The sequence below is a fragment of the Kitasatospora sp. NPDC127067 genome, from assembly GCF_042724755.1.
GTDB lineage: Bacteria > Actinomycetota > Actinomycetes > Streptomycetales > Streptomycetaceae > Kitasatospora > Kitasatospora lactacystinica.
Map to the genome: position 1 here is coordinate 1 of NZ_JBHXEM010000116.1, position 11,827 is coordinate 11,827.

Sequence of the window (11,827 nt, forward strand, 5' to 3'; positions counted from 1 at the left end):
CCGCTGCGCAGCGCCGTGCCGCCCAGGCCCTCGCCCGGGGGCGAGCCGTCGGCGGGCCGCGGCGCCCGGCCCGGCCCGGCGGGCGCCGCCGGTCCGGCCGAGGGGGCCGCCATCGGCCCGCGCGGATAGTTCTGGAAGACCATCAGGGTGTCGAAGACCGCGCCGGGACCGCCGGCGCGCTGGATCTCCGGCAGGCTCAGCTGCTGGTGGTCGAGCAGGGCGGTCTGCTGGTCCTGCAGCGCCGCCATGGCCCGGCGGAAGGGCAGGGCCGGGTCCAGCGGCACCCGCACCGGCACGGTGTTGATGAACAGCCCGACCATCCGGTCCGCCTGCGGCACCTCGGCGGGCCGGCCGGAGACGGTCGCGCCGAAGACGGTGTCCAGCCGGCCGGACAGCTTGCCCACCAGCAGCGCCCAGGCGACCTGGAAGACCCGGTTGAAGGTGACCCCGGCGGAGCGCGCCGTCTCCCGCAGCCGCTCGGCGAGGTCGTCGCCGAGCCGCTCGACCACGTGCCGCAGCATCACCGGCGGGCCGCCGCGGTCGGCCGGGCCCACCAGGGTGGGCTCCTCCGTCCCGGCCAGCATCGCGCGCCAGGCCGCGCGCGAGGCGTCGGTGTCCCGGCGCACCAGCCAGGCGAGGTAGTCGCGGTACTGCGGCACCTTGGGGAGCACCGAGGCGTCGCCGCCGTTGCCGTAGACCTCCCACAGCTCGCCGAACAGGATCGGCAGCGACCAGCCGTCCATCAGGATGTGGTGCATCGTCACCACCATCCGGTGGCGGCCGGGGCCGGCGCGCAGCAGCAGCACCCGCAGCAGCGGCGGCACGCCGAGGTCGAAGCGCCGCGCGTCGACCTCGGCCAGGCGCGCGGCCTCCCGCTCGGCCTCCTCCTCGCCCAGCCCGCCGAGGTCGGCGTACGTCCAGGGGATCCGCACGCCCCTGGCGATCACCTGGACGGTGTCGCCGGACGCGCGCGAGCGGAAGGCGGCGCGCAGGCTCGCGTGCCGGTCCAGCACCGCCTGCCAGGACGCCTCCAGCACCTCGGGGCGCAGGTCCCCGTCGAGGTTGAGGATCCGCTGCCCCACGTACACGTCCCGGGGCGCGTCCTGGTCGTACGAGGCGTGGAACAGCAGTCCCTCCTGCAGCGGGGAAAGCGGCCACACGTCCTCGACCGTCAACTGGCTCATCGTGCTCTCCGTTCGGGTCGGCCGGGCTCGGGCGCCGTCTGGGGCGGCGGCAGCCGGCGCAGGGGCCCTCCGCCGCGCGGCAGCGGGGGCAGGTCGCCGTAGCCGTTCGCCGAGTGCTGCTCGGCTTCCGGGCGCGGCGCGGGCGGTTCGGCGAACTGGGTGCGGTAGAGCTCCGCGTACAGGCCGTCGGCGTCGACGAGGTCGGTGTGCCGGCCGCGTTCGACCACGCGCCCGTCCTGGACCACGAGGATCTGGTCGGCCTCGCGGACGGTGGACAGGCGGTGGGCGATCACCAGGGCGGTGCGGCCGGCCAGGGCGGTCCACAGCGCCTTCTGCAGGGCCGCCTCGGACTCGGAGTCCAGGTGGGCGGTGGCCTCGTCGAGCACGACCACGGTCGGTTTCTTGAGCAGCAGCCGGGCGATCGACAGGCGCTGCTTCTCGCCGCCGGAGAAGCGGTAGCCGCGGTCGCCCACGACGGTGTCGAGCCCGTCGGGCAGCGCGGAGACCAGGTCCCAGACCTGCGCGGCCCGGCAGGCCTCGACGAGCTGCGTCTCGGTGGCGTCCGGCTCGGCGTAGAGCAGGTTGGCGCGGATGGTGTCGTGGAACATGTGCGCGTCCTGGGTCACCATGCCGACGGTGTCGTGCAGCGAGGCCAGGGACAGGTCGCGCACGTCGTGGCCGCCGATCCGCACGGTGCCCGCGGTGGGTTCGTAGAGCCGCGCGACCAGCTGGCTGATCGTGGTCTTGCCGGCGCCGGAGGGCCCGACGAGCGCGGTCAGCCGGCCCGCCGGGGCGCGGAAGCTCACCCCGCGCAGCGCCGCGGCGTTGCCGGAGCGTTCCGGGGCCGGCAGCGACAGCGTCTCCAGCGAGGGGAGGGAGACGTCCTTCGCGGAGGGGTAGCGGAAGGAGACGTCCTCGAACTCGATCTCCGGGGCCGGGGACCGGGCCGCGGCGGGCAGCACGACCGGGTCGGGCCGTTCCGCGATCAGCGGTTCGAGATCGAGCACCTCGAACAGCCGGTCGAAGGAGACGAGGGCGGTGAGGTAGTTCGACTGCAGGTTGGAGAGCTGGTTGATCGGGCCGAAGAGCCGCGCCAGCAGGGTGGCCAGGGCCACCAGCGAGCCGATCTGGATGGCCCCGTCGATCACCAGTTCGCCGCCGACGCCGTAGACCACCGCGGTGGCGAGCGAGGCCAGCAGCGTCACCGTCACCAGCAGCATCCGCGAGTAGACGGAGGTGACCACGCCGACGTCCCGCACCTGCGCCGCGGTGCCGGCGAACCGCCGGGCCTCGCCCTTCGGCCGGCCGTAGAGCTTGACCAGCAGCGCGCCGGCCACGTTGAAGCGCTCCTGCATGAACGAGCCGAGTTCGGCGTCCAGTTGCATCGACGTGCGCAGGTTGCGCTGCAGCCGGCGCCCCACGACGCGGCCGGGCAGCACGAACAGCGGCACCGTGACGAGCACGACCAGGCCCACGAACCAGGACAGGAGGAAGATCGTGACGAGCACCAGGCCCAGCACCACCAGGCTGGAGAGCACGTTGGACAGCAGCACGGTCACCGCCTGCTGGGCCTCCATCACGTCGGTGTTGAGCCGGCTCACCAGCGAACCGGTCTGGGTGCGGGTGAAGAACGCCAGCGGCTGGCGCTGCACGTGCTGGAAGACCTCGGTGCGCAGGTCGTAGACGAGCCCCTCGCCGATGCGCGCCGAACTGCGGCTGACGAAGAAGCCCACCAGTGCCTGCAGCAGCGCCAGGCCCGCCACCGCGGCGGCGGCGGCCGCCACCACGCCCCGGTCGTGGGGCACGATGCCGTGGTCGATGAGCACCTTGAACAGCAGCGGCGTGGAGACGGTGATGACGGCGTCGACCACGGTCAGGCTCAGCAGCGCGGCGATCTGCCGGCGGTAGGGCCGCAGGTAGGGCCGGATCCGCCGCGCGGTGCCGGGCCTGACCCGGCCCCGGGCCGGGTCGGGCCCGTCGCCGCCGGTGGCCCGTACCGTGATCAGCGGGCCCGGGCCGGCCATCATGGCGCGGCGACCTCCTTGCCGTTCGTGGCCGTGACCGGGCCCGGCGGCCGCTGGTCGCTCCAGACCCGGTCGATGTACTCCAGGCACTCGTCGCGCGCGCCCGGGCCGTGGGCGATCCGCCACCCGGCGGGTGTCTGCGCGAACGCCGGCCACAGCGAGTACTGGCCCAGGGGGTTGACCAGGACGAGGTAGGAGGCGTCCGGGTCGTCGAAGGGGCTGGTCATCTCGGTCTCCTCAATCGTTCGGGGGCCGCCCGCCGGGGCGGCGGGGGAGGGCCCCGGGGGGCCTCAGCCGGGCGGCCGGGCCGTGAAGCGGCCCGCCTTGCCGAGCACGTCCGCCGCGTGGACGCGCAGCGCCTGCTGGACGGCGAACTCCGCCATGTACGCGCGGAAGCCGTCCGCCGGCTCCAGGGCGAGGTTCACCATGCGGCGGTTGGCGGTGACGGCCGGGTCGCGCAGCAGCTGCACGGCGTGCTCGACGGCCCCGTCGAGCTCCGCCGGGTCGACGACCCGGTCGACGAGCGTGCGGGCCTCCGGATCGCTCGCGCGCACCCGCCGCCCGCCGAGGATGATCTGCCGGGCCAGCCGCGGGCCGGTCACCGCGGGCAGGCGGAAGTCCGCCGCGCCCGGGACGATCCCCTCCTGCGCGGCCGGCAGGCTCAGATAGGCGTCGGAGGCCGCCAGGACGTGGTCCACCGCGAGCAGCAGCTGCATGCCGCCGCCGATCGCGAAGCCGTCCACCGCGGCCACCCACGGCATGTCGGTGAGCGGGTAGCGCCAGGACGCCTCGTCCGTGCGCAGCCCGAGCAGCAGCTTCCTGAGGTAGCCGAGCTCGCGGCGCAGCAGGAAGCCGACCAGCGTGATCTCGCCCGCGTGCAGGCGCTTGAGGTTGATCCCGGCGCTGAACACCCGGCGGCCCGCGTAGCGCGGGTGGGTCATCTCGCCGCCCCGGACGAGCCCGATCTCGCACTGCCCGTCCAGCAGCGCGAGGTCGACCGCGGTCTCCATGTCGTCGACCTGCTGCTCGTCCTCGGCGTTGAGGCGGTCCCCGGCGCACATGGTGATCCGGGCCACCCCCGCGCGCCGCTCCAGCCGGGTGCTCTCCATCCGCACCACCCCGGTGGCCCGGAACTCCCCGAGCAGGGCCAGCGCGCGCCCGGTGGGCCGCAGCATGGAGTCCATCAGGTGGTGGCCGGCGGCCGGGCAGCGCAGCAGCCCGCGCAGGAGGACGCCCAGGTCGATCTCGTAGCCCAGGCGCCGTGCGACCGGCAGGGCCCGTTCCGCCCGCAGCTGCGCGGGCGTGGGCACCAGGTGGGGCACGGCGAGCGCGGCGCCCTCCACCAGGGCCTCCAGCCGCGGGCGCAGCGTGCGGCCCTCGGTGAGCCGGTCGTACAGCGCCTCGGCGTGCAGGTCCAGGAAGGCGGTGCGCCGGGCGCGGCCGTCCTCCAGCGCCCGCTCGGTGCCGGCGGGCGGGCCGCCGGTGCGCGGCCCGGGCTCGGGGAACGGCGGCAGCTGCCGGGCCGCCCGGTCGAAGCCGTCCGCGGCGCGCTCCCGTACGGCGGCGGGCGCCCGCCCGTTCGGGGTGCTCACGCCGTCACCCCGTCCGCCGCCCGGGCGCGCCGCAGCGAGCGGTCGCAGGCGGCCAGGTGCGGGCCGAGCGCGTCCTCGAAGCTCATCCACTGGGCGTCGAAGGCCAGTTGGCGGCGGATCGCGAGTTCGGGGCCGGACAGCCGGCGCAGCAGCCGGGCCGCGGCCGCCAGGGTGCGTCCGGGGTCCGTGCTCACCCGGTCCACCAGGCAGTGCTCCAGGGCCTCACGGGCGGTGATCGGCATCCCGAAGAGCACCGTGCGGCGCGCCGGGGCCGGCCCGAGCTGCTGGACCAGCCGGAAGCCGGCCATGCCGGGCCACACGGCCTGCCCGTGGAAGGCCACCTGCAGCCGCAGGTCGGGTGCCGCCACCCGCACGTCGGTGGCCAGCAGCAGGTCCAGTGCCGCGCCGCCGCACTCCCCGCTCGCCGCCGCCAGGGTGGGCAGCCGCAGCCGTTCGAAGCGCCGTACGGCCCGCTCCCACTTCGTCACGGTGGCCACGTCGGCCGGCTTCGCCACCGCCTCGCCCGTCGGGGCGCCGGAGAGGTACAGGGTCGCGAAGTCGGCTCCGGCGGACTCCGCCTCGTCGCACAGCGCGCCGACGGCCTCGGTCAGTTCGGCCGAGATCTCCCGGCCGCCGTCCACGTGCAGCACGGGGCCTTCGGGCAGGGCGTTGACGGGCATCGCGGTCTCCCTCGCGTCGGTTCACCACTGGATGAGCGCGGATTCGATCGTCGAACCCGGCCCCATGGTCATGAGCACGCCGTAGTCGCCGTCGCGGACCACGCCCTCCTGCAGGAGCCGGTCGTAGGAGAAGAGGAACGAGCCGCTGGAGACGTTGCCGAAGTCGCGCAGCACGGTGATGGTGTGGCGCAGGTCGTGGCGGGTCAGCCCGAGGTTGACGGCGACCGCGTCGATGACCTTCTTGCCGCCCGAGTGCACCAGCCAGTGCGCCACGTCGTCGCGGCGCAGCGACGTGCCGGCCAGCAGCCGGTCGACGACGCCCTCCACGTGCGCGCCCACCAGGTAGGGGATCTGCGGATCCAGGAAGAAACTGAAGCGGTCCTGGTCGCGGTCCCAGTCGTAGCGCATCGCGTCGATGGCGTCGACGATCGTGACGCTCGCCGTCCGCAGGATCCGCGGGCCCTCCGGGCGCGGGCCGGACCCCTCCTCCTCGGCCCCCTCGCCGCCCCGCGGGTCGGCCATCACCGCCACCGCCGCCGCACCGTCGCCGAAGAGGCTGTTGACCACGGCCGTACGCATCGTGGAGTCCATCGTGTACGCGGCCGAGCAGGCCTCCGAGCAGACCATCACGGCCAGCCGGCCCGGATTGGCCGCGGCCCAGTTGCCCACCACGGCCAGCGCGTTGAGCCCCGCGTTGCAGCCCATGCCGACGATGTCGGCCCGCGCCGTGTGCCAGTCCATGCCGAGCTCGCGGATCAGCAGCGCGCTCAGGCCCGGGGTGAGGAAGCCGGTCGACGTCACGCAGCACAGGTAGCCCACCTCGGACAGGTCGGCCCCGATCCGCTTGAGGCACACCGACATCGCGTCCGACCCCATGCTCACGGCCCACGCCTTGTGCTTGTCCAGGAGGTCGCCCTGGCTCTCCCGCACCCGCGAGCCGTCGGGCGCCGCCGGGGGCAGCACCAGCGAACGCTGCCGGATGGAGCCCAGCAGGAAGACCGAGCGCACCTTGCGGTCGGTGATCCCGAACAGGTCGAGCAGCTCCTCCTGGGAATAGTGCTCGGGCGGCACGGCGGTGCCCACGCTCAGGATGCGCGGGGCCGTGGCGACCATTGCTCGCTCCAGGGCCGCGGTCATGATGCGTCACTCTCCGTTCCGGTGCCGGGCACGTCGCCGCCGTGCGCCGCGGCTCTGTACGTCCCGGCTCTGTACGTCCCGCCTCCGTGCGTCCCGTCCGGGTGCCGCTCGCCGCTGAGCGCCTCCACGAACCGCGCGAGCCGCTCGACGCCCTCGGCCACCTGCCCGGGCGTCAGATAACTGATCGAGAGCCGGATGTCCTGCTCGCCCCCGCCGTACGGATGGAAGAACTCCATCGGCGTCCAGAGCACACCGAAGTCCCGGGCCGAACGCTCCAGGGCCGCGGCGCCGGTCCGGAAACCGGTACGCAGCGTGAGGAAGAACCCGCCCTCGGGACGGTTCCACCCCACCCCCAGCTCCCGGCGCCGCCCCTCGGGCAGCCACCGCTCCAACTGCGCCAGCGTCGCGGCCATGCTGCGCCGGTAGTGCTCGGCGGCCCTGGCGTTCAGCACGGACAGCCGGCCGTCCGCACCCAGCAGCGCTCCCGCCGCGGCCGCCTGGCTGAGCGAGGACGTGTTCACCGTGACCATGCTCTTCACCTTCGCCAGGTCCCGCGCGAGCAGCCGCGCCCCGCCGCGCCCGCCCCGCACCTCCTGGTCGGCCACGACGTAGCCGATCCGCGCGCCGGGGAACAGCGTCTTGGAGAAGCTGCCGAGCTGGACGACGCTCCTCGACCGGTCGAGCGCCTTGAGCATCGGCTGCCGCGGCCCCGGGCCGCTCAGCCGGTAGGGACTGTCCTCCAGGACGAGCAGCCCGTGGCGCTCGGCCAGCTCCAGCAGCGCGGTCCGCGTCGCCAGGTCCAGCGTGGACCCGGTCGGATTGGCGTGGTCCGGCACCACGTACACCGCCCGTGGCCGCCGGCCCGCCGCACGCTGCGCCCGCACCGCCTTGTCCATGTCGGCCACCACCAGCCGCCCGTCACGCTCCGGCACCGCGACCACCGGGATGTCCAGCAGCCGCGCGGCCCCGATGATCCCGACATAACAGGGGGTCACCAGCAGCAGGACGTCCTCGGGCGTTGCGAACAGCGCGCGCAGCACCAGGAACATCGCCTCCTGCGCACCGACCGTCACCACGATCGCCTCGGGCGCGACCTCCAGCCCCTCGTCCTGCCGCAGCCAGTACGCGATCAGCTCGCGGATCCGCCCCGCGGCCGGCCCGTACTGGTAGAAGCCGTCGCGCACTTCGGCCGGCCCCGCGCCCCGGCTCTCCAGGTACTTCGCGTACCGGCGCAGGTGGGCGTGGATCTCCTCGACCTCGAAGAAGCCGTCATAGGGCCGCCCCGGCGCGAAGGACACCGCGTCCGGGTAGCTGGACGTGATCTCGTTCAGGAAGTTCATCCGGTCGAGAACCGGGTCCTCGATGCTCGAGTGCAGGGTTGTCGAATCGAGCACCATGGTGCCCGCCTTTCCGTCGACGAGCCGCAGGACGGCAGTCCGTCGGAAGGGCGGATGCCGGGGCTCGCGTGAAGGACGCGCGGCAGAGCGGCGATGCGGCGGCGTCCCGCCGGCGGTGCGCCGGCGGCGTCCTCCCGCGTTCGAACATCGGCCGTTTTCGACTTCAACCTCATGGCGGCCCCTCGGACCCGGCCCACGGGCTCCGGCCCCCGGCGGCGTCACCGCCCGTGCACCGTCCGGTGGTGCGGGCGCGGTACCGGCACACGAAAGGGCCCGTCGAAGGCACCGGGCCGGGCACGACGCGGGGGTGCGGAGCATCCCGACGCCCTGTCGCCGCCTCGCACCGGCCGCGGAGATCGAACGGAAATCCTGGAGCACAGGGCCCTGTCTGCTGTTTGTCCTTGTTCCAGTACGCGCCTCAGGGCAAGAGACTGTCAAGTGCTGAGGGTTCCGGTCCCGTCACGGTCAGCTACCGGCGGGCCCGGTGGCGGCCGCCGGACCCGGCGGCCCGGCCGGTTCCCGCCCCGGCCCCGGCGCGGGAACCCGGGCCCCCGCAGGCGGCGCCCGGGCCGCCGGGAGCGCGGCCCGGGAGAGGCCGCCGGACGGCAAACCCCTTGGGCGGGCGCATGGTTGGCCGTGCGATATCCCGGCGGCCGGGGCGGTGCGGCGCGTACCATCGGACGCCCGCCGTCAGGTCGCGGACCGGCGCGCGGGGCAGCGGGCGGCCGGGGCGGGGACAGGGGTGGCGTGTGACGAAGAGTGATGTCCGGCGGGGCGTGGTGCGGCGCGGGCTGACGGCGCTGGCCGTCTGGTGGCTGTGGATGCCGCTGGTCGCGCTGCTGGTACGGCTGGTCAAGCACACCGTGTTCGGCGGGTTCGGGCAGCAGGACCAGAGCTACGTGCTGCTGATCGAGCGGGAGTTCCTCCCGCACGGCGGCGTGCTGGACGCGGCGCCGCTGTTCTGGCTCTGGGTCGCGATCGGGCTGTGCGGCACGGTGGGCGTGGTCGCGTACGTCGCCCAGGAGTCCGGGGCCGGCTACGGCGGGTGGCGGGTGCGCCTGGCACTGGCGGCGGTGCTGCTGGCGGTGGCCGGCTCGCTGGTGCGCACGGGCACCGGACTGTGGGACGACGACAAGGACGAGGGCCGCTTCTACGCGGCGGCCACCGTGCTCGACGTCCCCGCCGGCGGGGCCGGCACACCGCGCTCGGTCCTGCCGGTGACCGAGCACACCCGCGCCGGCGACGGCACCCGCTGCGACCTGGTCGGCACCGCCGACGTGCCGGCCTGCGTGAAGACCGCGCCGATGCCGGACTTCGACTTCGAGGCCCGCACCGCCTCCTACGCGGCGGCCACCAAGGCGCTCACCGACAGTGCCGGCCTGACCTCCGGGGTCCACCTGATGGGCCACAGCCTGCACTACCTGCCCGACGCCTCGCCGGGCGGCGGCGTGTGGACGGCCGTCCTGGACGGCTCCGGCGAGCAGCCGATGGAGGGCGTCGCCGTCTGGGACGGCCGCTCCAACTCCGTCACCACCTGCGCCTTCCGCGGCGAGCACGCCTTCGGCCGGGCCTTCGCCGGCACCGGGGCCGTCAGCCTGCGCAACCTGCTCGCCGAGCGCTTCCCGGACCTCGTCCACAGCGACCAGGACATCTGGGGCTACTGCGACGGCACCGACCCCCGCACCGCCCAGCCGGTGGTGGTGATCTCGGTGGCCCGGCAGACCGGCTGGCACCAGCGCACCGTCCTGGAACCCGCCGGGGTGCTGGTGCTGCGCGGCTCGCCCGACGGCCGCCCGAGCATGACGTACCGGGCGGAGGTGGCCCCGGGCGAACTGCCGGGGGCCGTCTACCCGGCCTCGGTGGTCCGCTCGCAGATCCACGAGATCCAGTGGCTCGGCGGCCGCGGCGCGAAGGACGACCGCGGCTTCGGCTACGCGCACACCTCGGCGTCGACCAACGCCGTCAACCCGGGCGAGTTCCTGCTGCGCTCCAGGGCGGACGGCCACCTGTACTACGTGACGCCGCTGGTGCCGCGGGAGAGCTCCTCGCAACTGGTGGTGGCCTTCGCCGTCCTGCAGGCCGACCGGGTCGGCGGCGGCCTCAACGACCTGCACGTGTACGTGCGCGGCGACGACAGCCCGTCGGTGAACCTGGACGTGCTGGCCAGCCGGATGGTGTCGTACATGGCGCAGCAGACGTCGATCACCATCAGCGCCGGGCAGGGCGGCGCGCTGCAGGAGATCGTCCCGTTCGGCCGGGACATGTGGCGCGGCTTCGTGGACTTCAACGGGCAGACCCAGGACTACATCGACCTGTCGGGCGACGCCACGGTGACCCCCAACCTGGTGTCGCTGAGCGGCGACATCACCGCGCCCGGCGGACGCCCGGCCCCGACCCCGACACCGGCCGCACCGGCGGCCGGGTGCGGCGGCGACCCGGGGCAGCTGACGACCGGACAACTCGCCTCCTGCGTCGCCGAACTGTCCAAGGCCCTGCAGGGGCGCGTCCAGGACCCGGCACCCGCCCGGCCCTGACGGCCGGGCCCGCCACCGCCCGTCCGGTCGCTGTCCGTCACCCTCCTGGACAGTGGGCCGCCCCCGGGGCGCGTCGGCGCCGTGCCCACGGCGCGGCGGTCGGTCGGTTGCTGCGGTCGGTCAGCTGCTGCGGTCGAAGAGCTTGACGCGCAGCGGCTCCCGGGCCGGGGTGTCGACCGGTTCCGGCGGGGAGAGGGTGAGGACGAACCCGCCGATCGCGATGACGGCCATGATGGCGACGGCCAGCGGCACGACGAACTGGGAGGCGGGCAGGCCGTCGGCCCGGAACCGCTCGTCCAGTCGGACGGAGACGGCGGCCATCCCGGTGTAGTGCATGGCGGTGACCGCGACCCCGGCGACGAGGGAGGCGGCCAGCGAGGCCGCGAAGCCGGTGATGTTGAGGGTCATCCACAGCGCCGCGGTGGCGGCGGCCACGGCGATGGCGATGGAGACGGCCACCAGCACGGGGTCGTAGGAGACCTCGCCCTCGACCTGCATGGCGGACATGCCGAGGTAGTGCATGGCCGCGACACCGCAGCCGGTGACGGTGCCGCCGATCAGCAGGGACGCCGTCGTCCTGGGGCGGTAGCCGACGTACAGGACGCCGGCGCCGACGACCACGACGGCCAGCAGCAGGCTGCCGAGGGTCTCGGGGACGCGGTAGACGACGGTCGAGCCGGTGACGGCGAAGCCCATCATCGCCATGAAGTGCATGGTCCAGATGCCGCAGCCGAGTTCGACCGCGGACAGCAGCAGCCACCCCAGGCGGCGGGCCGGCGGCAGGGTCAGGGCCCGTACGGTGCAGCGCAGTCCGAGCGCCGCGCCGGTGCAGGCGATGAGGTAGGACAGGAGCGGGTTGATCCAGCCGTAGTGGAACCCGTCGATGTGGGCGGTGTGGGGATGCATGGCCACCTGGGGTGCGTTCTTGCGGAGGGGGCGGAGTGCTCTCCTGCCCGGGGCGCCGGCGACTGTGGGGTTGCCGTTCCGGCGGGGGATCAGGATCCGATTCCCGATGGATCGTATAGCGATCAATTTGATTCCGCGAAATCGGCGGCCGACGGAATTGCTGAGGGGTTTTCAGGGGAATCCGCCGATGACGGCGGTTCATGATCGACATTGCGCCTGGTCAGGCCGTTTTCGCGGCGGGGCGTCAATTTCCCTTTTGTGAAACACCTTGAAAAATTCCGTCCGACGGCGGGGGTGCCCCCCCCGAACCGGGGGGGCACGGTAAAACCCCCGGAAATAAACCCCGGGGGAAAGGAGGCGCGTATAAAAAGAA

9 protein-coding genes are annotated in these 11,827 nt (G+C 74.1%); 1 reads left to right on the top strand and 8 read right to left on the bottom strand.

The window, feature by feature from the left end; genetic code table 11:
* The 7 genes from ACFWJ4_RS32615 to ACFWJ4_RS32645 form a co-directional block, all read right to left on the bottom strand.
* The coding region (locus ACFWJ4_RS32615; protein WP_380550543.1) for a condensation domain-containing protein at positions 1–1,184 on the bottom strand (1,184 nt) is incomplete at its 3' end.
* A complete protein-coding gene (locus ACFWJ4_RS32620; RefSeq protein WP_380550545.1) occupies positions 1,181–3,211 on the bottom strand; it encodes an ABC transporter ATP-binding protein in 2,031 nt (676 codons plus the stop codon). The genes ACFWJ4_RS32620 and ACFWJ4_RS32615, both read right to left, overlap by 4 nt.
* Positions 3,208–3,435 carry an MbtH family protein gene (locus ACFWJ4_RS32625; RefSeq protein WP_380550548.1) on the bottom strand — a complete coding sequence of 76 codons (228 nt, stop codon included), beginning with the start codon at positions 3,433–3,435 and terminating at the stop codon, positions 3,208–3,210. Before ACFWJ4_RS32625 ends, ACFWJ4_RS32620 begins: the two co-directional genes overlap by 4 nt.
* Before the next feature lie 63 nt (positions 3,436–3,498).
* On the bottom strand, positions 3,499–4,800 hold the full coding sequence (gene dpgC / locus ACFWJ4_RS32630) for a (3,5-dihydroxyphenyl)acetyl-CoA 1,2-dioxygenase DpgC (RefSeq protein WP_380550551.1): 1,302 nt from the start codon (positions 4,798–4,800) through the stop codon (positions 3,499–3,501).
* A complete protein-coding gene (gene dpgB / locus ACFWJ4_RS32635) occupies positions 4,797–5,480 on the bottom strand; it encodes an enoyl-CoA-hydratase DpgB (protein ID WP_380550554.1) in 684 nt (227 codons plus the stop codon). The genes dpgC and dpgB overlap by 4 nt, the downstream gene beginning before the upstream one ends.
* Before the next feature lie 21 nt (positions 5,481–5,501).
* The gene (dpgA, locus tag ACFWJ4_RS32640; RefSeq protein ID WP_380550557.1) at positions 5,502–6,617 is read right to left on the bottom strand and encodes a 3,5-dihydroxyphenylacetyl-CoA synthase DpgA; all 1,116 of its coding nucleotides are present in this window, start codon (positions 6,615–6,617) and stop codon (positions 5,502–5,504) included.
* Positions 6,614–8,014 (bottom strand): PLP-dependent aminotransferase family protein, encoded by a 1,401-nt coding sequence (locus tag ACFWJ4_RS32645; protein WP_380550560.1) that lies wholly within the window; start codon positions 8,012–8,014, stop codon positions 6,614–6,616. The genes dpgA and ACFWJ4_RS32645 overlap by 4 nt, the downstream gene beginning before the upstream one ends.
* Before the next feature lie 749 nt (positions 8,015–8,763).
* Here ACFWJ4_RS32645 and ACFWJ4_RS32650 point away from each other — a divergent pair.
* A complete protein-coding gene (locus ACFWJ4_RS32650; RefSeq protein ID WP_380550563.1) occupies positions 8,764–10,548 on the top strand; it encodes a hypothetical protein in 1,785 nt (594 codons plus the stop codon).
* Positions 10,549–10,668: 120 nt separating this feature from the next.
* On the opposite strand, the gene ACFWJ4_RS32655 is transcribed toward ACFWJ4_RS32650, so the two are convergent.
* A complete protein-coding gene (locus ACFWJ4_RS32655; RefSeq protein WP_380550566.1) occupies positions 10,669–11,454 on the bottom strand; it encodes an MHYT domain-containing protein in 786 nt (261 codons plus the stop codon).
* Between the last annotated feature and the right edge of the window lie 373 nt (positions 11,455–11,827).